Genomic DNA, 23,161 nt, shown 5'->3' with positions numbered 1-23,161 from the left:
AGCGGCATGGGTACGGAAGAATTTCCAATCAATATTTTGCTGGTGGACGATAACCCGGATAATCTGCTGGCGCTTGAGGCTGTACTGGGCAACCGTGAGTATAATCTGGTGAAATGCCTGTCCGGGGAAGAGGCTCTCCGCAGCTTGCTCAAAGACGATTATGCGGTTATCGTCATGGATGTGCAGATGCCGGGTATGGATGGCTTCGAGACGGCGCGGCTGATCAAGTCGCGCGAGAAGACCAAAGAGATCCCGATCATCTTCATCTCCGCGACGAGCAAGGAGTCGGAGCATTTCTACACCGGTTATTCGGTAGGCGCCATCGACTACATGCTCAAGCCTTTTGTGCCGCAGATCCTGCGTACCAAGATTGAGAATTTCGTCCGCATGTTCATCAGCAACAAGAAGCTGCAGCTGCAGACCGAGCTGCTGCATCAGAAGACAGTCGAGCTGGAGCAGATGAACCGGGAGCTGATGCGCACTGCTTACATGCTCAGCAAGACGGAGGCCCAGGCCCGTGTTATCCGCGAGACCTCGATCGATACGATGATCACCTTCGGTGAGCAGGGTACGATCCTCGATGTCAATCCGGCGCTGGAGGGAATGTTCGGTTATCGCCAGGAGGAAGTAGTCGGGCAGTCGATCGAGATGCTGATCCCCGATCTTGCGGATTATGACTACAATGACCATGCCAACAGCCCGCTCACCGGCGCCACCCCGGGCAAGCTGATGGAGATTATGCCGCGGCGCAGCGATGGGACACTCTTCCATGCCGAGATCCAGATCGGCAAAGCGATGGTGGATGATGAGCAGATCTATGCCTGTACGGTGGCCGACATCACGCAGCGCAAGCAGTTCGAAAGCGAGCTGTTGGAAGCCAAGGAACGGGCAGAGATCGCAGCGCGGGCGAAAACGGAGTTCCTGGCGATGGTCAGCCATGAGATCCGTACGCCGATGAATGGCGTGCTCGGGATGACCTCCCTGCTCATGGAAACCGAGCTCAGCGAGGAGCAGCAGGAATATGCAGACATCATCCATAAGAGCGGCGACGCGCTGCTGCTGGTCATCAACGATATCCTGGACTACTCCAAGATCGAATCAGGCAAGATGGAGCTTGAGGAAGTTCCCTTCCAGCTGTCATGCTGCATCGCCGAAACCTTCGATCTGTTCACGGTGACACCCAAAACGCAGCGCCTGAATCTCACTTGGGACATCGATCCGAAGATTCCGGGCGAGCTGGTCGGCGATGTAACTAAGCTGCGGCAGGTGCTGATCAACCTGGTCGGCAACGCAGTCAAGTTTACGGAAGAAGGCAGTGTGCACGTCTCTGCCGCTTTGACTGCCGAATCCGTCGATGATGTGAGGATCGAGATCGCGGTCCAGGATACTGGCGTCGGAATCCCGCCGGAGAAGCTGCCGCTGCTGTTCCAGCCCTTCTCTCAGCTGGACTCCTCGATGTCCCGCAAGTATGGCGGTACGGGGCTGGGGCTTGCGATCTGCAAAAATCTCATCGAGCTGATGGGCGGGAGCATCTCGGTGCAATCCCGGCATGATGCAGACGGAAACGGCGGTACAACCTTTCTATTCGAGCTGCCGCTTCGCAAAGGACAGTCGCTGCCCAGTCTCTCTGAGGAAGAGCATGAGCCAGCCGCGTTTTCCTTTGCTGCTTTGCTTGAGGAGGACGAGCGGGAGGAAGCCGTGGCTGCTGAGGAAGCGGCTATCAGACTTGCTGTAGATGTATCTTCGCGGGACGGCCTAGCGGATGTGGTGTCCGAGGATTATCGGATCCTCGTGGCCGACGACAATGAAGTGAACCAGAAGCTGTCGCTGAGGCTGCTGGAGAAGATCGGCCTGACAGCAGATGTGGTCAGCAACGGCCGGGAAGCCTGGGAACGGGCCAGCTCGGAAGATTATAACCTGATCCTTATGGATATCCAGATGCCGGTCATGGACGGCTTCCAGGCCACCCGGGAGATCATCTCCACCGTGCCGCAGGACAGACAGCCGGTCATCGTCGCGATGACGGCCAATGTCCTCCGAGGCGAACGTGAAAAATGCATCGACTCGGGCATGAAGGATTTCATCAGCAAGCCGATCCGATTGCAGGCGCTGCAGGAGATCGTCGATCGGTACCGTTACAACTATCCCTATGATCACAATGCGACCGTCCCGACCGCCCCGCTGTGACAGCGAGGCGGCTGCTCGGCGTTATTTGATAGAAGGCGAGGAACCGGGAATGACAGATGAGCTGTATCGCGATATGAATGGTTGGAAGTGGTACAGGATTGGAGAACATGCTTCGTTCCAGGCAGAGAAGCTCCTCCACAGTAAGCCGGAGCTGCAACGATGGTATGAAAGGATAAATGGACGCTCATCCAACTATATGGGATTAAGAACCCATGCAGGTGAGCAGAACGCACTCTTCGGCTCGATCGTTGTTCTTAGGGATAAGGAAACGCTGGAGCAGCGATCCATCACACATTACTATCTTACCGGGAGCTTCCTCGTCACGATTGGCTGGGATACTAATGTGCTGTGCAGGACGTCGGAGCAGGAGCTGACTGCCAAACTGGATGGATGCAGGACGCCTCTCGACGGCTTTTTTTTGCTCATCGGAGAAGCGTTGGACAGCTACATGGAGGGTATGGATCAGTTTGAAGAAAAGCTTATGCGAGTGGAATCTGAGATGAGGCAGAACAACGGTATTCGCGTGCTGGATCATATCATGGAATGCCGCTATGAGCTGCTGCGATGGGCGGCGTTAACTCTGCCGATGCGGGAGATCTTGGCGGCTGCCAAAGAGGTGTTCATGGAAGAAGTGGAAGAGGCTGTCGAGTATAAACGGACCCGGCTGCGGGCGGATCGGATCGTCATGCTGGAGAAGCAGTATGAGCACGAAGTAGAGACACTTCTGAAGATGGATGATGGCATAGGCAGTGTGCGCGGCAATGAAATAATGAAAACCCTGACTGTATTTACTGCGGTGTTCACACCTGTGATGGCGCTGGGCGCACTGTGGGGAATGAACTTTGAGAAGATGCCTGAGCTGGAATGGCCATGGGGTTACGCCGCTGCGCTTGTACTGATCCTGGCAGGCACGGTGGCCGTTTACTGGTATCTTTACTTGAAAGGCTGGACCGGCGACCTCCTCAAGCACAAACGTAACAAATCCGTCCGTTAAAACCGTTTGAGAGACAGCCCAGACGTTTAATGTATCATACAGCGGTCCTGTGGATCCGCTGAAGCTGGATATTATACAGGAGAAAGCGGTGAATGATGATGGGAAAAGACATTCGCATTCCTTGTTTTGACAGTGAAATCATTGTAAAGCCTAGTCGGGAACAGGAAGGAGCTTTCGCAGTCAGCATTCAGGATACCGCCAATCCGCTGGCGTTTGGCAATGAACTCGCGACATTTTCGACAGAAACCCAGGCAGAAGAGCGCGCCCGTCATTTTTGCGCTTTCTACGCCAAAGCCCGCGAGATGGGATACTATTTGAAGAATCATGCCTTCGTCAAGCCGGACTTTGAAGATATCGATGTTGGTGTCGTGTTCCAGGAGGACCTCACCGAAGAACAAAAAGAAGCACTGCTGCGAGAATAGACCCTTGAGCAGCCATATTCGTATAAAGGGATGTCCACAGACCGTGTAGGCGGCGCAGACATCTCTTTTTGGCATGCTTTTTGGGATACGTATTGACTTGGTAGGGAGCGCGGCGCTATAATCCGCCATAGACTGCATAAGGCGAAAGAGGTGGAAATGTATGAGCCGGGAAGAGAAGATCATCCCCGTATATCTGGTCTCGGGCTTCTTGGGCAGCGGCAAGACAACCCTGCTGCGGCGGCTGCTGGAGCACAGCCAGATGGCAGGCCAGCGTGCGGCAGTCGTGATGAACGAATTGGGCGATGTCAATCTCGACGGACAGCTGGTCGATGAGGGGATCCCGATGAGCGAGATGCTGAGCGGATGCATCTGCTGCACGATCCGCAGCGATCTCAGCATGGAGATCAAAGCGCTGGTCGATGACCATGCGCCGGATCTTATCTATATCGAAGCGACAGGCGCGGCCAATCCGCTGGAGATCGTCGATGGCGTCACCGAGGCCTCGATGTTCGTGCCGATCGAGCTGCGCTCGCTCATCACCGTTGTCGACGGACCTGAGCTGTTGAACCGGAGCAAGCGGGGCGGCGGCCGCACGCTGAAGCTGATGCGAGAGCAGATCCGCTGCGCCAGCCAGCTGCTGCTCAACAAGGTAGACAAGCTGGCCCCCGAGGAACTTGTCGAGACCCAGCAGCTCATCCGCGATTGGAACCGGGTAGCGCCGCTGACGGCTACACGCAGCTGCATCATCGATCCGGAGCAGCTGCTCGGGATAGCAGAACCGCTGGGACGAGTGCCGGCACCGAGCGCTGCTGGCAGGGCGGAGGAGGCAGGGACAGGGGCCGATGGACTGGACGGGAACTCTCCGCCAGAAGAAGCGAATGAGCATTCGCACGAGCATAAGCACGAGCATACGCATGAGTCCCATGCGCACGTGATGGTGTATACGCACTATTTTGGCGGCGCGGTCGACAGCGCTGCATTCGAAGCACTGCTTGCCCGGTTGCCGGAGGAGGTCTATCGTGCCAAAGGGATCGTTACTTTCCGAGATACTCGGAGCCGCTATATGTTCCAGTTTGCTTTTCGGGAGAGCGATTTCCTGCCGATCCGTCCGCAGGGCGAGGTGCGGGATGTGGCCGTCTTCATCGGCGAGCACTTCGCCAAGGACCGGCTGCGCGAGGAGCTGGAGGAGATCGAGGCAGCGGGGTGAGCAATTCCAACGGATTGCGCGGTAAGGTCAAAGGCGACGCCAAGGATCGGAAGTAACCTCCCTGAGACTCGTTATAACCAAAAAGGCATCTACTCCAAATGGCGGGTACATGCCTTTTTTGGTTGTCTTGCGTCAGTCGTCCAAGCTGTCCGGATCTTGTCCTCATATATTGCATTATGCTTTATATGAGAGGAGCAGTTGCACATGAGAAAATGGGTTGGCATCTCCCAGACGTTTCCCCGTCTGACTGTGTATGACGAGGAGAATTTCCGCGGCAGAAGCCGCATCCTGCGAGGCAATCTCGGGATCCGCGACCTGGATAATATCCTGGACGGCATCGAGAGTCTGCGCTTTTTCTCCACCAATCCCAATGCTACGCTGGTACTGTTCACGAGAACAAGATTCCGCGGCAACTTCCGGATCCTCCGCGGCAACCGCAGCATCCGCGATCTGGACGATCTGATCGCAGGCAACGACGTCGAGTCGCTGATCTCGACCAACCAGCGTCTGACGATCGAGCAGGTTCGGCGGATCCGCCGCACCGGCCGGCTGCCGCAAGGCTACCGGGTCATCTGATCCGGATCCCGGCCCGCTCCCTTCCTCGGGAGCCGCTTAGAGGTTCGCCACAATGCGGCGCAGGGTTGACACCTGCGCCGCATTTCATGCTGACTCCCGGCACCTGTACGTACCTTGAGAGACCCGAAATTATACGGACTTTACTCTGAAATATGTCCAACCCATGGCGGAGAACACGACAAAGCTTGCCGCCACCACGGCGATCAGCGTCCCGGAGGCGATGCCGAAGGCTCCAAAAGCCATATGCTCCCGGGGGATCATCGCCAGCATCGGTTGGACCCACGGATAATAAGGGCCATACTCGGCCGAATTAGCGATCAGCATATTGGGCAGCGTGAAGACGACGCCAGCCGCCACGGGGGCCGCGAAGCTCTGGAACAACGCGGAGAAGAACAGCTGCAGCGCCGCCAAGGGCAGGCAGGCGAGCCAACCGCCGATCACCGACGTGAGCAGGAGCTCCCAAGGGACGGCTTGACTGCCCGCCTTCAGGAAGCCGAGAAGCAGCAGCACCAGCAGGAATGCCAACTGTACCAGCAAGAGCAACAATGCCACGACGGCCAGCTTCACAAGATAGACGGCTGTTCGTGAGACCGGCATAGACAGCAGCTGCTTCCAGCCGCCATGGAGATGCTCATAACGGCAGACCAGCGCGGCAATGATACAGGTGAGCAGGGGCAGGAGCAGCATGCCGTGCAGCACCGACAACACCGCGATGAGCTCTTGCCAGGGCGGACCGCCATCATGTCCGGCGCCCAGCCAGCCCACTGGCAGGGAGAGCAGCGCGCTTGCGAGGATGAGCAGCCAGACGACCGAACGGCGGAGCTTGAGCCATTCCGAACGCATCAGGGCAACCATAGGTTACCTCACATCCTTTCTGGTGAATTCCAGCGTGCCGACTGCCAGTATGAGCGTGCCGGCAGTCACTCCGGCCAGTACGGAGTATAGCGGGTCCCCGTATTGATTCTCCAGGAGGGGCCACCTCCAGGGCATCCAGTCCGGCAGCCAGTATGCGAACATCGAGACGACAGTGCCCAGGATGCCGACGGTAAGCGGGAGTGCCTGGTTATGCATCGTCGTCGACAGCCAGGTCTGGAGGGCGACGAAAGGCATGATCGCCAGATACGGATAGTAGGCAGCCTGGAGCATGCTCGCCAGCGGCGGCTTCATCGGATGGCCCAGCAGACTGCCGAGGATTATCGTAAAGACGATGATCAATGTGCTGGAGACGAGCAGCAGCAGCGCCGTGATGACGAACTTGCCCAGGAATACATGCGTCCGGCTGACCGGCAAGGCGAGCGTCTGCTTCCAGGCGTTCATCTGATGCTCGATGCCGGCGTTCATGGAGGCTAGAATCGCAAGCCCGATGAACATGGAAGGCAGCATCAAGCCTGTTACATTGCCGATCAGCCGACCCCACGGATCATCCGCATACAGCGGCATCAGATAATCGTAGCGAAGCGCGTAATTGATTCCCTGAAGTCCGACGGCGCCCAGCGGACCGAGTAAGACGAGGAACCAGATCCACTTGCGGCGGATTTTCAGAAATTCGGCGGCCAGTACGCGGAGCATCACAGGCTTCCCTCCGTTCCGGTCATCTCCAGGAAGATGCTTTCCAGCGAAGCGTGCGATTCTTCGATCCGGTAGATCATATGCCCGCCTTCGATCAGCTTGGCCGCGATGGCGGCGGTCTGCTGGTCCGGCAGCTGGCGGGTCGTGACGATCCCGGATTCCACGCTCGCCTGGCAGCCGAGAGAGAGCAGCAGGCGCGCAGCCAGCTCCGGCTCGCTCACGCGGAAGCGTAGACTGCTCTGGGCCTGTTTGCGCAAGCGGTCGATGCTGTCCTGGAAGATCATCCGGCCGCCGGTGATGATGCCGACCCGTGTCGCCATCTGATCCACCTCCGAGAGCAAGTGGCTGGAGATCAGGATGGTGACGCCATGCGAGCGGGGCAGGCTCTTGATCAGCTCGCGGATCTCCAGGATGCCTGCGGGGTCCAGACCGTTAGTCGGCTCGTCGAGGATGAGCAGCTCTGGTCCCCCCAACAGGGCTGTGGCGATGCCCAGCCGCTGCTTCATCCCGAGAGAATAGCCTTTCACTGGACGTTTGGCGTCCTTGGTTAGCCGCACGATGGCCAGCACTTCGTCGATCCTGCTCTTGGGCGTGCCCAGCAGGAGTCGGACCGCCTCCAGATTCTCGTATCCGCTTAGATGTCCGTAATAGGAAGGATACTCGACCAGCGAGCCGACGTTGCGCAGGATCTGGATCCGATCTTTGCGGATATCTTTGCCGAGGATCCGGATCTGACCGCTGGAAGGCTTGGCCAGCCCGAGCAGCATGCGGATCGTCGTCGTCTTGCCGGCGCCGTTGGGGCCGAGGAAGCCATAGATCTCTCCCTTCTGTATGAGCATATCCACACGGTCGACGACGGTTTTGCCGCCCAGCCGTTTGGTTAATTGCGTAGTTTCGATCATCCATGGACTATTCATGTACACTCACCTCATATATGAATGTACCAGACCGAGGTTAAAGCGGATGCCGGGCAAGTTTAAAATCAGTTTAAATAATCCCCGTGAAGTGGAGTTTTGGCTTCGAAATGGCGTCAGATACTTTGCGGGGGCCCCTGAACTAAAAAAGACAAGCGGCCCTAAAGGACGCCTGTCGCATCAATCATGCCGGATCGTTATCGTCGTCCCGTCTGCAGAGCTGTCCATGGACCACTCCAGCCGCATCTCCTTCAGCATGAGCGAGACGATGGATAAGCCGAGACCGGCGCCCGGGTTCGCCGAATCGCCTTGCATGCCCGGACCCCGGTCGAGGACAACGATGCTGCTGCCCGTGTGACCCTCAACAGAAGCGTCAGCAGACTCGACCCGGATCTCGACATATCGTCCTGCAGCGGCATGCCGCAGCACGTTCTGGAACAGATTATCGAGGATGCGCTCCAGCCATCTGGGGTCGATCTGCCAGTGCACGCTGTATTCGGGGAGCTTCAACTCCATCTCGAACTGCTTCTCCTCGAACGAGGGGTACCAATGCGCCGCCTGCGCCCGGACGAGACGGACGATGTCGATTCGTTCGGGACGGTAGGGGTATTTGCCCGCATATAAGAGAGAGTAGGAGAGCAGATTGTCGATCAGGTCGCTGAGGTAGCTGATCTTGCTCTCGATGAGCAGCAGCGAAGATTGACCTTCCGGACTGCGCACCTCCTCCTGCAGACTATAGACATGACTGCGGATAGCTGTGAGCGGCGTTCGCAGGTCATGCGACAGATTGGCGATCAGCTGACGCCTCAGCTGTTCTTCTTCCTCTTCGCGCTGCCGACTCTGCCGGAGCTGTTCGACCATGTCGTTGAAGGAGCTCTCCAACCGGCCGATCTCATCGGGATTGCGCACGGCGACAGGCTCGGGTATGCCGCGCACCTCGGTCGTGGTCATGGCTTGCTGCAGCCCCAACAGGCGCTTGCGGATGCGATAGAAGAACAACCAGGAGAGCAGAAGGAACAAGAACAGGATAACGGACATCATCAGGATGACGAAGGTCGTTTCCTGAATCCACAGCCGCTGGAACGGAGGCTGCATGACATCGCGAGGCACCTGCATCACCATGAAGCCCGCTTCGTCCTGCTGCCCGAGGAAAGCGACGACCGTGAACGGATCGCCGTTGTAGCCCTTTTTCATGAAGGCTACAGTATAAGAAGGAGTCCACCGCTCCGGCAAGTCGTCCCGCTCCGGCAAAGAGAACATCGTCTGGCCGAGATCGTCAACCCAGAACATAGCAGCTTCGGGATAGATCGCCTTCAGCTCCCGCAGCTTGGCGTCGATATCCACTGCGCCGGCCCCTGCCAGACTTCCGGCTTCCTTGTGCCACATCGTCTCCAGCGCTTTCCCGTCTACATAGGGATTGGGAGCGGGGCTGGTGTTACTGCCAATATTGAACAATACAATACTAACGGCGGGCAGCGCCAGCGGGATGAACAGCACGGCTGCGATAATGAGCAGCAAGTATTGCGAGATTAGGGAGTTCTTCAGTCCTAGCCAACGCCCGCCCCTCATGGCAGTCTCACCCGGAAGCCGATCCCCCGTACAGTCTGGATAATTGTCGGCTGCGAAGGGTCGACCTCCAGTTTCTCCCGCAGGTAGCGGATGTGGACGTTGAGCGTTTTGTCCCCCTCCAGATAGCTCTCGCCCCAGACGGCCTCGTAGATCTGTTCCTTGGTCAGTACGCGATTGGGATGCTTCAACAGATACATGAAGATCTGATACTGCTTCCCGGCGAGCAGCACCTCTTCTCCTGTGCGTGCATCGGTGATCTGATACCCCGGGAGCTCGATCCGCAGATGTCCAAGCGTCACCGTCCGGCCTTCTTGGCGTCCCGACCGCCGCAGCAGCACCTGGATGCGTGCCGCCAGCTCCTCCGGATGAAACGGCTTCGTCAGATAGTCGTCGGCGAATTGCAGTCCCGACAGCTTGTCATCCACTGACGTGCGGGCTGACAGCATGAGGATCGGCAGGTCGGCCGCTTGCTTTTTCAGCCGTTGTCCGACCGTGAAGCCGTCCAGTCCCGGCAGCATGACATCAAGGATGACCAGATCGGCCTCGCGGGCATGCTCGCAGGCAGCTTCCCCGGATGTCTGCCAGTTCACTTCATAGCCGCGCTTGTGCAGGTCATGCGCAGTCCAGCTGCCGATATCCCGGTCATCTTCGATATACAGGATACGTTTCATGCGCGAGCCTCCTTCGCTGCTTTTATTTCATAGCCTTACTATAATCCAATCCGGCAGCAAATGAAAAGCCGACGCGATTGTTCAGTTTTTGTACAGAATGACATGGTATGCTGGAGTTATTGTAGGAGGTGGGGCATTATGGCATCCATCATGATCGTAGACGATGCCGCATTTATGCGAGGGATGCTCAGGGACATCCTGGAGCGGGGCGGACATCAAATCGTATGTGAAGCAACCAATGGCGAAGAAGCGGTACGCAGCTTCAGCACGTATAAGCCGGACCTGGTAACGATGGACATCACGATGCCGTATATGGACGGTGTCGATGCAGTGAAGGAGATCGTCGTCAAGGATCCGGCGGCCAAAATCGTCATGTGTTCGGCGATGGGCCATCAGCCGATGATTATCCGGGCAGTACAGGCCGGGGCCAAGGACTTTATCCTCAAGCCGTTCCGGCCGGAGCGCGTGCTCGCGGCGATCGACAAGGTCATCTGCTCGTAAACGCAGCCCAACTATAGAGACAGATGTGGAAGACTGTACTGAACCCTGCGGGGAGGTGCAGTCTTCTGTTCATTTATAAGCGCATATGTATCTGCGGCCTCCGCCAGGCCCAGCGTCGCGATGAATCGTACTGCCTCCATGCTTGCGAAGGTACGGAGGAACATCCAACGAATATGAAATATCATGCTTATGTCGGGGGAAATCGAAAAAGTTGCAGAATGAACATGATTTTTCGAACTCGTTTGCAGCATTTGCGTCATTTGCGTCAAATGAATATGAAAAATCGCGTTCATAGGCAAGTTGAGTCGGGCGGAGCGGCCGCCACCACGTGTACGCAGCGCCGCTCCATCGCGCCAGGCGCCAAAATGGCGCCTGCCGCCGGAAGCGAAGCCCCGCCCGGCAGCTCCCCGAGTCCTGCTCGCATGCTCTAGCAGCCCGAGCTTACTGACGCTGTCCGCCAAGAGCCGGCAACTGCAGACGGTCCGACTCCTGCTCGAAGCGGTTGATGATGCCGGTGATGACCTGGACGGCCTGCACCATCACATCGGCTGAGACGTATTCGTAGCGCCCATGATAATTCTCCCCGCCAGTGAACAGATTGGGCGTCGGCAGCCCCTTGTAGGAGAGCTGTGAGCCGTCGGTGCCGCCGCGGATCGGCTTGATGAGCGGCGTGATGCCAAGCTCCAGCATCGTCTCCCGGGCGATCTCGACAATCTCCTGCACCGGCTCGATCTTGTCCCGCATGTTGTAGTACTGGTCACGAATTTCGATCTCAAGGCGCTCCTTGCCGTAGGTTTGCTGGAACTGGTGGACGATATCCTGCAAATGGGCTTTGCGCGCTTCAAAGCGTTCCTTGTCGAAGTCGCGGATCAGATACCGCAGTTCCGCTCCCTCGACTGTCCCTTCCAGCGCCACCAGATGGTAGAATCCTTCATACCCTTCCGTAAATTCCGGCGCTTCCCCTGCGGGCAATTGACGATGAAGCTCCATGGCGATCTTGGCCGCATGGATCATCTTGCCTTTGGCTGTACCGGGGTGGACGTTTTTGCCCCGGATGCGGATCGTGGCCGCAGCGGCATTGAAGCTCTCGTATTCCAGCTCGCCGAGCGGTCCTCCATCTACCGTATAGGCACACACCGCACCAAACGCCGCTACGTCGAAACGATGCGGTCCTCTGCCGATCTCTTCGTCAGGCGTAAAGGCAATCCTGACCTTGCCGTGCTTGATCTCCGGATGCCGGATCAGGTAATCCATCGCCGTCATGATCTCGGCGATCCCCGCTTTATTGTCCGCTCCCAGCAGCGTCGTTCCGTCGGTCGTAATCAGCGTATGGTCCCGATAATTCGCCAGCTCAGGAAAGTCGACGGGTGTGAGGACGATGCCCTGCTCCTGGTTCAAGGTGATCTCCCCGCCGTCATAAGCTTCGACGATCTGCGGCTTGACGCCGGCCCCGGTCATCTCGGTTGCCGTATCGAGATGCGCGAGGAAGCCGATGACCGGCACCTGACGCTCGGTATTGGCGGGCAGCGTGGCCATGACATATCCGTTCTCATCGATAGTTACCTCTGCCATTCCGATTGCCAGCAGCTCATCTGCCAGCAGCTTCCCCAGCTCCAGCTGTCCCGGCGTGGTCGGGCATGTATCGCTGTCTTCCGTAGACTGGGTGTCCACCTGCACATAACGGACGAACCGGTCGATGATCTCTTGTTTCATTCCTGCTCCACTCCTTTGGTATAAGAATAGATTCCCTATTGTGTAGTTGCCTGATGCGTACGGGATACAGTGTCTTGCCACAGATTATAAAAAAAGATTGCGGCTGTAGCAAACTTTTCATGAACTCGGCAGGTAATACTTATATAACAAGATCTTGTTGAACGTTGCAAGGAAGGAGTGGATGAATTGGATCAGGCATGCATGCAAAGAATCGTCCAGGGCGACCGGGAAGCTTTCCGTCAGTTATATGATGCTTATTTTGACTATGCGATGCGAACCGCCAAATTGGTAATCAAACATAACGAATGGGCCAAGGATGCCGTACAGGAAGCCTTCTTGAGAGTGTACCGCAACAGTTGGCAATACGACACGAGCAAGCCGTTCAAACCTTGGTTTTACTGCATCCTTCTCCGAGAATGTTATCGGGTGATGGAGCGCGAGAAGAAGGTCGTGCCGCTCGGAGAGCAGCTGGAACGGATCACGGTCGAGCCTCAGCTGCCGGACCAGCAGGTTGATATCTATGAGGCGCTTCAAGGGCTGGAGGATCTGTACCGGATTCCCTTGATCCTCAAATATCTGCATGACTATAGCGAGAAAGAGATTGCCGAGGTGCTCGATGTCAATGTCAATACACTCAAATCCCGTTTGTTCAAGGGCCGGGAAAAAATGAGACAACGACTGGGAGGGGATCAATATGGAACGCAAGCTTAAAGAGCGTCTGCTGGAGGAAAGTGAAATTGAGCCAGGCGTTAAAGACGAAATCTGGGACAAGCTGGACGCCCATCTCGATCACGAGCCTCAGCCGGCTCGACCGTCCCGCAGTCAACAGAAAAATCCACTTCAAAGGAGAGCAAAACTTATGAAACGAATCAAAATTACAACCGGTGTCGCAGCAGCGGCCATCGCAGCAGGTGTCTTCTTATCCATGCCTGCAGGCACAGCACTTATGAGTGAGATCCAGGGCTGGTTTGCCCCGGAGAAGGAGGTGCAGGTCGAGGTGGAGGGCCAGACCGAGCATACGCAGCAGGAACTGCATCAGGATGAAGAAAGCAATTATGTCATCTATTACGATATGGACCGCTACAAGCTGATCGAAGGCGAGCATCAGGACGTGATCACGACGAAGGAGCCGCTGCCGGAGATGTATCCGGAGGTGTCGCTGACGATCGACCAGGCGCTGGACGTGACGCCGGAGCAGGTGGCTGCACAAGTGGCGGAGCAGCTGCAGGCGGATTATGCCGTTGTGCGTGAGCCGGAGCAGATCGAGGAGCCGGTGGCCGGGTATGTCGTCCATGCCATCGATGGCAGCGAGTGGGACAGCGAGGTGACGCGCGTCTATCTCGTGGATAACGGCAAGTCGGGCACCTTCGTACTGCAGGCCAAGTATTTCCTGGAGGCTGCCGAAGGACATGGCGCCCGTTTCGAGCAGATGCTGAAGGAGTTCCAGGTGCTGGAAGAGTAATCGTCAGTTTTTAGAACATGCAGCAGTCATGTATAGCTTGGTGACCAGCCCCGTTTCCCTTTCCCCGAGGGAGGCGGGGCTTTTGCATACGCAGACCGGAATGCGGCCCGGTCTGGGCAACTATGCTTATTTCCTCTTCGATCCGGGTAATACTAACTATCACTAGCACATATAATGAGTATACAACCTAAGGAGTGATAGCGATGGTGAGACGATGGACAGGCAAGCTGGGACGGGGTGTCATGCTACTACTGCTCGCTGCAGGGCTCTTCATCGGTACAAGCATTGGATCTTCTGCTTCGGCAATGACATGGTTCCATAATGGATTAACAGGATATCAAGCCGTATGGCATGCGATTACCCAGGACGGGATGCTGGGAGAGGAACATCTGAAAGGCACCGGCATCTATGTCGGGATGGCCGATCCGCATACGATCGAAGTGAGAGTGGACGGCGAGGCTCAGTCCTTCCAGGTGGGGGATGACCTGAGAGAGACGGTGGAAGCGCTCGAGGAGGACGATGTAGTCGTCTTCGAATATACGGAAGAACATTTGGACGAGATCGCGATTCTGCGTACGCTGCTATCGATCGAAGCTGTGGAGCAGGAGTAAGCGTGATGATGGGAAGAGCTGCATGTGCTGGACAGCGCAGGCGGCTCTTTTGTTCTGCTCGGAAATGATGGGGTAGCGCCTGAAGTGCTGCTAGCGGCAGAAAGGGTCGTTGGAGCAGGTGGAGGAGCGCGGCGAGCCTAGCCTAGCAAAAAGCGCTGCCGCGCCAGAGTCAGTCTCCGCGCGGCAGCGCCGGTATCTATGCGCTTCGCTTAACTGTTGCTCTTGAGGAAAGCGAGCAGCGAGGCGTCGAACTTCTCCCGCTCGTCAAAGAGCATGCCGTGGCCGCTGTTCTCGAACGTGACGACCGATGCGCCCGGGATACCGTCCAACAGCCGGTCGGCAAACTCCGGCGGGCAGATCTTGTCTAGCTTGCCCTGGAAGATCGTCGTCGGCACCGTAATTGCGGACAGATCGCCAAACAGCTCCTCATCACGGAGCGACTCGGCCACACCGATCGTGCCCCAAGGCGTCGCTTGCAGTCCCAATTGATGCAGCCATCCCTCAAAAGCCGGGCTAACCCCCTGGGCAAGGAATAACTTGCCGAAGTCCTTGAGCATCTGCGGTCGGTCGGCCTGCACGGCCGCGATCTGATCGTCCACTTCCCCCTTGGTCATCCCATAGGGATAGCCTGTCCGTTGCGTAAAGCAAGGCGCAGCCGCTCCGAGCAGTGCTAGCCTGCCTACGCCATGCTGAGCATGGCGTGCCATATAGCGAACGGCGATGGCGCCGCCTACGGAGAATCCAACCAGCGTGATGTCTTCCAACTGAAGATGGTCGATGACAGCCCGCACATCATCGGCCAGCCGGTCGTAGTGATAGCCTTCCGCAGGCGCGTCGGAGTTGCCGAAGCCCCGCAGATCAAGTGCGATACACCGATATCCTTCTCTGGCAAGTGAAGTCAGCTGGTATTCGAACATCTTGTGGTTCAGGGGCCAGCCGTGGATGAACAATATTGCAGGTCCTGAGCCTATATCTTCCACATACAGCTGTACATGCGGTTCGATTTCAATGTAGTGTCCCATTCCTCAGTCTCCTTTGCCGTAGAGTTAGATATCCTTACCCCAAAAGCAGAGCGGCTAACAGCGGAAAACCGACAGGCAACAATGTGGATGGGCTGCTGCCACGAAAAAGCCTGACGGTCATGACCGTCAGGCTGAAAACACGAAGCGCTCAGGCTGCTTCCTCCTGCTCGCCGGCTTCCTCCATCATCGCTGCGACGATGTGGTCGGTCGGCTGGGTGAACATGGCATAGAGCATCGCCGCATCCTGTGCGCGGGTGAGGGAGTCGCGGGAGCGGAAGTCGGCTGCGCCGTCTTCAGCGAGTGTGACCTCTGGGCCGTGCAGTCCGAGCGCCACCATCATCTGAACGGCCTGGACGGCCCACTCATCCGTCTTGCCCGAGAGCGGCACCTCGTCGAAGAGCTCCGCGGGATACTGCATCACGAGCAGTCGCCAGCTCATGACGGCGGCTTCCTGACGGGTAACGGGACGGTCCGGCGAGAAGCTGCCTTTGCCGTCTCCTGTCACCATGCCGAGCTCATAGGCCAGCTGGATATAAGGTGCGGCCGGATGGCCGGAGATATCGGCGAAGGCGTAATCGGTGGCCGGGCTGCCGTCAAGGTTGCTGGCGATCAGCAGATTCATGAGATACTCGGCCCGGCTTACCGCCCGGTCGGGCTCGAAGCTCTGACTGGCATCGTTGGGATAGTAGCCCAGCGACTGCAGCGGCAAAATGGCGTAAGCATAAGGATGATCAGCCTCCAGATCGGCAAAACCGGCAGGTTCTTGACCTTTCTGGACATAGCCCATCGGGTTGATGAGCGGTTCCTTCATATAGGCGACATTTCCTTGTTCGTCCAGCTTGAAGGCAGTGAACAGTCCGGTTGTTTCGTCCACGAACAGCGTATCGTCGACCTGACGCAATGCGCCCTCGCCCAGCAGCGCGCTTGCGACCTGGAGCGCTCCGGCGTTTTCACCGGATTGCAGTCGGGTGATAAAAGCCCGGATTCTCAAGTCGGCGTAGTAGCCGTCATATCTGGCGAGCGTCTCGGCCGATTCCGGCTCGAACGCCGCAAGCTCGACAGGCGCCATGTATTGCGGGAAGAAGGTGGCGATGAATTCCGGATAGAACAGATTGCGCAGGATGCTGTTCTGGTTGTAGGTGATGAAGACACCGGTCTCCTGCTCGGGAATAAAGAACAGATAGGAGCTAAACCCATTCAGATCGCCGGCCTTCGTAATGATGGCCGGATTGCTGCCTGCACCCGGCAGCTGGATCGGCGCTTCGAAGCCATAGGTGGTGTCAGGCAGCAGCGGATGGATCTCGGAGCGGTAAGGCTCCATCAGAGCGACGGAGGCTTCGCTGAGGATCCGGCCGCTCTCGCCTTCTCCGCCGTTTAGGAAAGCAATCATAAATTTGCCGATATCCTCTGCCGTAGACAGCATGCCGCCATGCGGCATCGGGGTGGGCGAGATCGTGTACAGCGGCAGCGCTTCTTCTCCTGCGTACCCTACAGCCAGATTGTCCTTCAGGCTGCCTTCGAGGAGATAGCTGCTATTTTCCATACCAAGCGGTTCGAATACATAGGTATCCATGTAGTCCTCGAACGGTTCGCCGCTGACGTTTTGGACGATCAGCCCGAGCAGGAGCGAAGCAAAATTATCATACATATACGAGCTGCCCGGTTCGCGCACGACCGGCGGCATATGCTGACGGACATAATCCTCGATCGTTACGATTTTCTCGAAATCATCATGGATATCCTCAGGCTTGGGGTCGCGGATCTCAAAGCCGCTGGTATGCAGCAGCAGATGCTCCACGGTTACCGGTTCAGGGAAAGGATTGTCGAGGGCAAGACCGGGTGTATAGTCGAGAAAATCGGCCTGCAGATCAAGCTTCCCTTGTTCGGCCAACTGCATGATGGCAACGGCAGTGAAGGATTTGGAGACGGAGGCGACACGAAAGACGGTGCTGGCCGGATCCACGCCTTCATTCTGCTTCACGTCCGACAAGCCGTAGCCTTCCTGCGCGATCACCTCGCCGTCTTTGACGATAGAGACGGCAGCGCCGGTGAAATGAGGCTGTACATGCTCAGCTGCGAAAAACTGGTCCAGAAACGTTTTGGCAGTCTCCGGGGTGAGCGCCTGCGCTTCCGCCTGAACCGGCGGCTCCGGAGCGGCTGCTTGAACCGACGAGGCCACCAGACTTAGACTCAGCAAGAGGGCGGCCGCGGTCTTGGTCCACAGACTGCGGGGCTTGGCTGTAGGTGCATAGATCAACATGAATTCCTCCATTTTCAGTATATTGTATGTGAACTCGCCTGGCCGGAAGGCCGGGAAAGTGCAGCTACTTGCTCCGATAAACCTTTGATGCTTCCAGATAGTACGCGGCTTGCTGGACCATCCAGATGATGCCCAGGACGATAATGGGCAGCGGGCTGAAGGTGAAGAACACCGAGTACAGGACGAATCCGAACATGCAGATCAACAGCACAGCATTCACCGCTTTGTATGCGCTGAACGCGGAACGGTACACGGTATATTTCTCAGCCTCGTCCAGCTTGTCAAAAAACTCCTTCTGGCCATCCTTGCCGAAGTAATCCAGCGAGCGGCTGGGAAAATGCTTATTGTATAACTGTACACTACGAAACTGGAGGAAGGTGGTTGCAAGTACCGCTCCGGTGCCGGCGAGTATAACACCGATAATAAAGCCTCCCTCTGAGGGGGCTGCCGCAGATGATGCGGCATAGGCAATTGCTGTAAGCATCCAGATCATCGTCACGATGCTGTTGTACGTGCTGATGATCAACAGCTTGCTCAGGGCGTACTCTTCCTTATTAACCCAATCCTCCGACAACTCACCCAGCGGCGCAGGTATATTCCGCATCCGGTACAGACCGGCGATTGTCAGCCCGGACAGGATGAGGAAGATCAGGGCGGCGAAACCGAACGGCACATCGTATTTGTAGTAGATCGACGGGTCGAACCGCAGATTAGCCGCACCTTCCTGGAGCCAGCCGCTGGCGACTACAAAGCCGAATATGCCGCCTCCGACCATAAAGATCACGAGGTGCAGGGTTTTTTTAACGATTTTCGTCATGTTCTTAGTCATGGTTCGTTCCTCCCTCGAGGGCAAAAATCTCTTCCACGCTTGCTTTGAATACGGCCGCGATCTTCAGCGCGAGCACGACTGAAGGCGAGTAGTCGCCTCGCTCGATCAGGGCAATCGTCTGACGAGATGCACCGATCTGTCCGGCGAGGTCGCTTTGGGACATGCGGTCGCGGGCTCTGAACTCGCGGACCCGATTCGTCAGTTCACTCACCTTCTCACCTCCTATTGCTATTGATTGTATATTATAATATACAAAAAGTAAATAAAGATATACAAAAGGAATAGGATCATATACAAAAAAGAGCCGTCCCCGATCAACGGGGACGGCTTCTGGTTAGCGAAGCGTGAAGCTCCTATGGCGATTAGAAACGAACCTCGGCAGATGGATCGGACAAGACACCCGCGCCGCCGCTCTGAGGTAAGGACAGGACATAGATGCGGTAAGCGCCCCCGGCGGTCAGATTCGCGCCCGTGCTGTCCCGGTCGCTGGCGAACAGAGACGTCGATCGCGTGCCAGCCCCGCGTTGGAGCTGGATATACCAGCCTTCTGAGACGGCCCTATTGGCCGCCGCCAGATCAAAGGGAGCTCCGGCAGGTGCGGCAATGACTGCATAGGAGGAGATATTGCTTTCATTGAGCGCGGTAGCGAAGCTGACCTGCAGCTCGGTCTTGTCGCCGTTCTGCACGACCGTGGCAACGACGCCGGATGCCGGCAGTACCGGAGAGCCGAGCGTGAGATCGGCCGAGCCGGTCGACAGTGCATTGGTCAGCGAGCCCGTACCTACGGACAGGACGAACACTTTGTAAGCTACGCCGTTCTGGATCGGCGCACCGTCGGTATCCCGCGCCCCGGCAGACAGCGTTTGGGAGATATTGCTGCCTGTCTTGCCGATTACGGTGTAGTTCGATGAAGCTACGGCGTTAGCAGCCGTAAGGTTGAAGCTCGATGCATTGGCCGACTTGACGACCAGTATCCGGTAATCTCTGACGCGCGTTTCGTCGGACGCCCGATTAAAGGAAACCTGCAGATCCCGGCCATCGCCGAAGTCGCTGACATCCGAAGCTGTCACACCTGTTACCGGCTGAGCTGAGCTATTGGACAGCTGGATCACGCCTGACGCTGAAGACAGGGTGTTGGTGCCGTTGCTGGCGCCGCTGCCCACAGAGAGGACGAAGATCCGGTACTCGATGCCGTTCTGGATCGGCGCGCCGTCGACATCGCGCGTCCCGGCCGCGAGCGTTTGGCTGATATGCGCGCCAGTCTTGCTGACGGTCGTGTAGTTGCTGCTAGCGACGCCGACTGCGGTAGCGAGCGTGAAGCGGCTTGCGTTGGCCGACTTGACGACGTAGACCCTGTACTGCCCGATCTGTGATTCGTCCGTCGCCCGGTTGAAGGAGACGAGCAGATCGCGGCCGTCGCCGAAGTCATTGACATCCGACGCGGTCACATTCGTTACTGCCGGTACGCTGTAGTTTGTGGACAGCGTAATCGCATTGGAGGCAGCCGACAGCGCATTGCTGCTGCCGGATCCGCCCTGGCTGACCGACAGGATGAAGACGCGGTAGCTGATTCCGCCCCGGATCAGGTTGCCGTTGACATCGCGGGCGCTGGACGTCAGGGTTTGGCTGATGTTGCCGCCCGTTTTGCTCACAGCCGTATAGTTGCGGCTGGAGACGTTGTTCGCTGCCGCCAGATTGAACGCATTGGCATTGGTGGCAGGGACAACCATGATGCGGTATTGGTTGATCAGCGATTCGTCGCCTGGCCGACTGAAGCTGACGAACAGGTCGCGACCATCGCCAAAGTCGCTGACATCAGCGACGCCGACATTGAATGCCGGCTGGGTGCCGAAGTTGTTGACCAGCGTGACGACTCCCGAAGCAGCGCTCAGTGTATTGCTGCCGGAGTACGCGCTTGTGCCGACCGACAGGACGAAGACGCGGTAGCCGACGCCTGTCCGGATCAGGTCGCCGTCGGTGTCGCGGGCACCCGAGGCCAGCAGCTGATTGATGTGGGCGCCAGTCTTGCTAACCGCCGTATAGTTGCGGCTGGAGACGTTGGTTGCAGCTGTCAGATTGAAGGCATCCGACTTGCTGCTCTTCACAACGATGATGCGGTATTGGGCGATCGTGCTTTCATCGGCCACCCGGTTAAAGGTGACGCGCAGGTCACGGCCGTCGCCGAAGTCGCTGACGTCGAACGCGGCGACATTGGTCGCAGCGCCGAGACTCAGGTTCTGGCTGAGGGTGATGGCGTCGGATGCGGCCGAGAGCGAGTTGGCCGTCTGTCCCACAGCCATGACGAAGACCCGATAGCTGTTGCCATTGCGGAGGAGTGCGCCGTCGACATCACGGGCTCCGCTCTCCAGCGTCTGGCTCAGATTGCTGCCAGTCCGGTAGACTACGGTATAGTTGCCTGCCGTCACATTCAGCGCCCGTTGCAGATTGAAGCTGCTGGCATTGCCCGATTTGACGACATATACGCGGTAGTGATTGAGACGTGTCTCATCGGCGAGTTTGTTGAAGGTGACGCGCAGGTCGCGGCCGTCATTGGAATCGCCGATATCGCTGACCCTTACGTTGGTGACCGCAGGCAAGGTGTTGCTGGCGGTCAGCGTGAAAGCCGGGGAAGCGCCGGAGAGCGCATGCTGGCCGTTGCTCTGGCCGACGGTCAGGACGAAGATCACATACGGCTGATCGGCTCGCAGCACCTCGCCGTCCGTATCGCGGCTCTGCGCTGTGAAGGTGAGACTCTGATCACGGCCGGTCGGCAGAAGCGTCGTATACTGACGCGACGAGACGCTGAGTGCTGCGGCAGTGGTGAAGCCCGATGCTTTGCCGCTCTTGACAGCGAATACGCGGTAGTGGCTCACTGCCGACTCGCCGGAGGATGCCCGGAAGCTGACGGTAACGTCGCGGCCGTCGCCCTGACTGCCAGTGACGGCGGCTTGGAGTCCCGTCACGGCATTTACCGCTACCGGCGCCTGGACGGTGGTGATGAATACCTGACCGGTCTGCCAATCGACCTGAGCGCCGATCGATTCGCTGACGAAGCGAAGCGGGACCAGCGTCCGGCCGCCGACGACCTGGGCCGGCACATCAAGCGTGACGTTTTGGCCGTTGACAGAGGCGGTGCGGGAGCCTACCCGCAGGATGATTGTCGTACCGCTTTGCGAAGCGGTGATTGTCTTGGTTGGACTGTCATAATCAACGATCGCATGGAGCCCTTCGAAGACGGCCCGCAGCGGGAGAAGGATGCGACCGCCAGTGATCACCGGCTGCTGGTCGGTGACGAGCCGGTCCCCATTAATGTAGATTGTTGTTCCAGTTGCTGCCTGGGCTCCTGATTGCGGTAAGAGTGAGATGATCAGGATGAATGCCAGACATGCGGACACCAGCTTTTTCACACGTGTTGCCTCCCCATTAGGAATATAATTTTCTGCTGAATACTACTTTGACGCAGAAGCGGTACCAAAAGTTTCTAGGTTTTTTCCTTTTCGAAAAAAATATCGGCCGAGGGCCGTTTTTTGTTGATTGGGAGGGGATGCGGTATACTTGAAATACAAGGATATGCTTCTAAAGGCAGTGATCAAGCAGGAGGCTGAGACCATATGCGGTTTATCGATAATCGGAATTGTCATGACCCGGCAGTCAATCTGGCGCTGGAAGAGTACGTGCTGCGCCGCCTGCCGATGGAGGATGGCGGCTATCTGTTGTTCTATGTCAACGAACCGTCCATCATCATCGGCAAGAACCAGAATACGATCGAAGAGATTCATGCCGAGCATGTGGAGGCCCAAGGCATCCATGTCGTACGCAGGCTGTCCGGGGGCGGTGCGGTCTATCACGATCTGGGCAATCTCAACTACAGCATCTTGACCCCAGACGACGGCAATTCCTTTCATAACTTTGCCAAGTTCGTCCAGCCAGTGATCGAGGCGCTCGGCAAGCTGGGCGTGGACGCGGCACTGACGGGCCGCAATGATATCCAGGTCGGCGAACGCAAAATATCGGGCAACGCCCAGTATGTATCCAAAGGGAGGATGTATACGCATGGCACACTGCTCTTCGACTCCGACATGGAGCAGATCGTCTCGGCCCTGAAGGTAAAGCCGATGAAGATCGAGTCCAAAGGGACCAAGTCGATCCGTTCGCGGGTGGCCAATATCAGCGAGTTCCTGGAAGCGCCGATGACCATCGAGGCTTTCAAGCAGCGGCTGCTGGCAGAGCTGTTCCATTGCGACCCCGAGGAAGTCCCGGTCTATCCGCTGAGCGAGGAGCAGTGGGCCGAGGTGCATCAGCTGGCTGACGAGCGCTACCGGAGCTGGGACTGGAATTACGGGCTCTCGCCCAAGAGCAATATTGCCCACGCGGTCAAATTCCCTTCCGGCATTATCGATGTCCGGATGCAGGTGGAGGATGGCCTGCTGACAGACATCCGCCTGTTCGGCGATTACTTCGGCGCACACGATGTGACGGAGCTGGAGGCGCAGCTGAAGGGCGTCCGTTACGAAGAGACAGCTCTGCGGGAGGCGCTGTCGGGCGTTGACCTGAGCCGTTACTTCGGAGCGATCACGCAAGAGCAATTTATCGGTCTGCTGATGCTCCGGGTGCAATCTTGACTTGGCGAACCGGACGAATACATGTAGAATAA

The 23,161-nt window shown here is 57.4% G+C and carries 21 protein-coding genes; 10 read left to right on the top strand and 11 right to left on the bottom strand.

Annotated features, from left to right (window positions below; translation table 11 throughout):
* Window positions 1-6 precede the first annotated feature (6 nt).
* The 5 genes from ABC336_RS08055 to ABC336_RS08035 all read left to right on the top strand — a co-directional run bounded on the left by ABC336_RS08055 (window position 7) and on the right by ABC336_RS08035 (window position 5,386).
* On the top strand, window positions 7-2,187 hold the full coding sequence (locus ABC336_RS08055) for a response regulator (RefSeq protein ID WP_413238163.1): 2,181 nt from the start codon (window positions 7-9) through the stop codon (window positions 2,185-2,187).
* Window positions 2,188-2,236: 49 nt separating this feature from the next.
* Window positions 2,237-3,181, top strand: a complete 945-nt coding sequence (locus ABC336_RS08050) for a magnesium transporter CorA family protein (protein ID WP_413238162.1) — start codon at window positions 2,237-2,239, stop codon at window positions 3,179-3,181.
* Between the two features lie 92 nt (window positions 3,182-3,273).
* Window positions 3,274-3,603, top strand: coding sequence for a hypothetical protein (locus ABC336_RS08045; protein WP_413238161.1), 330 nt, complete (start codon window positions 3,274-3,276; stop codon window positions 3,601-3,603).
* Between the two features lie 160 nt (window positions 3,604-3,763).
* Window positions 3,764-4,810, top strand: a complete 1,047-nt coding sequence (locus ABC336_RS08040; protein ID WP_413238160.1) for a CobW family GTP-binding protein — start codon at window positions 3,764-3,766, stop codon at window positions 4,808-4,810.
* A gap of 204 nt (window positions 4,811-5,014) precedes the next feature.
* Window positions 5,015-5,386, top strand: coding sequence for a hypothetical protein (locus ABC336_RS08035; protein WP_413238159.1), 372 nt, complete (start codon window positions 5,015-5,017; stop codon window positions 5,384-5,386).
* A 129-nt stretch (window positions 5,387-5,515) separates the two neighbouring features.
* On the opposite strand, the gene ABC336_RS08030 is transcribed toward ABC336_RS08035, so the two are convergent.
* The 5 genes from ABC336_RS08030 to ABC336_RS08010 form a co-directional block, all read right to left on the bottom strand.
* Complete coding sequence (locus ABC336_RS08030) at window positions 5,516-6,241, bottom strand: ABC transporter permease (protein WP_413238158.1); 726 nt, start codon at window positions 6,239-6,241, stop codon at window positions 5,516-5,518.
* A gap of 3 nt (window positions 6,242-6,244) precedes the next feature.
* Window positions 6,245-6,955 carry an ABC transporter permease gene (locus tag ABC336_RS08025; protein WP_413242465.1) on the bottom strand — a complete coding sequence of 237 codons (711 nt, stop codon included), beginning with the start codon at window positions 6,953-6,955 and terminating at the stop codon, window positions 6,245-6,247.
* Window positions 6,955-7,872, bottom strand: a complete 918-nt coding sequence (locus ABC336_RS08020; protein ID WP_413238157.1) for an ABC transporter ATP-binding protein — start codon at window positions 7,870-7,872, stop codon at window positions 6,955-6,957. The genes ABC336_RS08025 and ABC336_RS08020 overlap by 1 nt, the downstream gene beginning before the upstream one ends.
* A gap of 177 nt (window positions 7,873-8,049) precedes the next feature.
* Complete coding sequence (locus ABC336_RS08015; RefSeq protein WP_413238156.1) at window positions 8,050-9,438, bottom strand: HAMP domain-containing sensor histidine kinase; 1,389 nt, start codon at window positions 9,436-9,438, stop codon at window positions 8,050-8,052.
* Entirely contained in the window at window positions 9,435-10,109 is a 675-nt protein-coding gene (locus tag ABC336_RS08010; protein ID WP_413238155.1) for a response regulator transcription factor, read from the bottom strand. Before ABC336_RS08010 ends, ABC336_RS08015 begins: the two co-directional genes overlap by 4 nt.
* 138 nt (window positions 10,110-10,247) lie before the next feature.
* Here ABC336_RS08010 and ABC336_RS08005 point away from each other — a divergent pair, with 138 nt between their 5' ends.
* The gene (locus tag ABC336_RS08005) at window positions 10,248-10,610 is read left to right on the top strand and encodes a response regulator (RefSeq protein ID WP_413238154.1); all 363 of its coding nucleotides are present in this window, start codon (window positions 10,248-10,250) and stop codon (window positions 10,608-10,610) included.
* Between the two features lie 441 nt (window positions 10,611-11,051).
* Here ABC336_RS08005 and pepT read toward each other — a convergent pair whose 3' ends face one another.
* The gene (gene pepT, locus ABC336_RS08000; RefSeq protein ID WP_413238153.1) at window positions 11,052-12,323 is read right to left on the bottom strand and encodes a peptidase T; all 1,272 of its coding nucleotides are present in this window, start codon (window positions 12,321-12,323) and stop codon (window positions 11,052-11,054) included.
* A gap of 186 nt (window positions 12,324-12,509) precedes the next feature.
* Here pepT and ABC336_RS07995 point away from each other — a divergent pair, with 186 nt between their 5' ends.
* From ABC336_RS07995 to ABC336_RS07985, 3 genes are all read left to right on the top strand, one after another.
* On the top strand, window positions 12,510-13,034 hold the full coding sequence (locus tag ABC336_RS07995; RefSeq protein WP_413238152.1) for an RNA polymerase sigma factor: 525 nt from the start codon (window positions 12,510-12,512) through the stop codon (window positions 13,032-13,034).
* A complete protein-coding gene (locus tag ABC336_RS07990) occupies window positions 13,018-13,785 on the top strand; it encodes a hypothetical protein (protein ID WP_413238151.1) in 768 nt (255 codons plus the stop codon). Before ABC336_RS07995 ends, ABC336_RS07990 begins: the two co-directional genes overlap by 17 nt.
* Window positions 13,786-13,988: 203 nt before the next feature.
* On the top strand, window positions 13,989-14,396 hold the full coding sequence (locus ABC336_RS07985; protein WP_413238150.1) for a hypothetical protein: 408 nt from the start codon (window positions 13,989-13,991) through the stop codon (window positions 14,394-14,396).
* A 209-nt stretch (window positions 14,397-14,605) separates the two neighbouring features.
* Here the strand turns inward: ABC336_RS07985 and ABC336_RS07980 are convergent, their stop codons facing one another.
* The 5 genes from ABC336_RS07980 to ABC336_RS07960 all read right to left on the bottom strand — a co-directional run bounded on the left by ABC336_RS07980 (window position 14,606) and on the right by ABC336_RS07960 (window position 21,914).
* Window positions 14,606-15,418 carry an alpha/beta fold hydrolase gene (locus ABC336_RS07980; RefSeq protein WP_413238149.1) on the bottom strand — a complete coding sequence of 271 codons (813 nt, stop codon included), beginning with the start codon at window positions 15,416-15,418 and terminating at the stop codon, window positions 14,606-14,608.
* 148 nt (window positions 15,419-15,566) lie between these two features.
* Window positions 15,567-17,678: a serine hydrolase domain-containing protein gene (locus ABC336_RS07975; protein WP_413238148.1), complete on the bottom strand. Its 2,112-nt coding sequence runs from the start codon at window positions 17,676-17,678 to the stop codon at window positions 15,567-15,569.
* Window positions 17,679-17,742: 64 nt separating this feature from the next.
* Window positions 17,743-18,507 carry a DUF3169 family protein gene (locus ABC336_RS07970; RefSeq protein ID WP_413238147.1) on the bottom strand — a complete coding sequence of 255 codons (765 nt, stop codon included), beginning with the start codon at window positions 18,505-18,507 and terminating at the stop codon, window positions 17,743-17,745.
* Window positions 18,500-18,718: a helix-turn-helix transcriptional regulator gene (locus ABC336_RS07965; protein WP_413238146.1), complete on the bottom strand. Its 219-nt coding sequence runs from the start codon at window positions 18,716-18,718 to the stop codon at window positions 18,500-18,502. Before ABC336_RS07965 ends, ABC336_RS07970 begins: the two co-directional genes overlap by 8 nt.
* Window positions 18,719-18,869: 151 nt before the next feature.
* Complete coding sequence (locus tag ABC336_RS07960) at window positions 18,870-21,914, bottom strand: stalk domain-containing protein (protein ID WP_413238145.1); 3,045 nt, start codon at window positions 21,912-21,914, stop codon at window positions 18,870-18,872.
* Window positions 21,915-22,118: 204 nt separating this feature from the next.
* Between ABC336_RS07960 and lplA the strand changes: the two genes are divergently transcribed.
* Window positions 22,119-23,129: a lipoate--protein ligase gene (lplA, locus tag ABC336_RS07955; RefSeq protein ID WP_413238144.1), complete on the top strand. Its 1,011-nt coding sequence runs from the start codon at window positions 22,119-22,121 to the stop codon at window positions 23,127-23,129.
* Window positions 23,130-23,161: the final 32 nt, after the last annotated feature.

Origin of the sequence: Paenibacillus jepli (assembly GCF_047238105.1) — a bacterium.
Classification (GTDB): domain Bacteria; phylum Bacillota; class Bacilli; order Paenibacillales; family Paenibacillaceae; genus Paenibacillus_D.
Note: the sequence above shows the minus strand (reverse complement) of the source record. Positions and strands in the feature narration are given on the sequence as shown.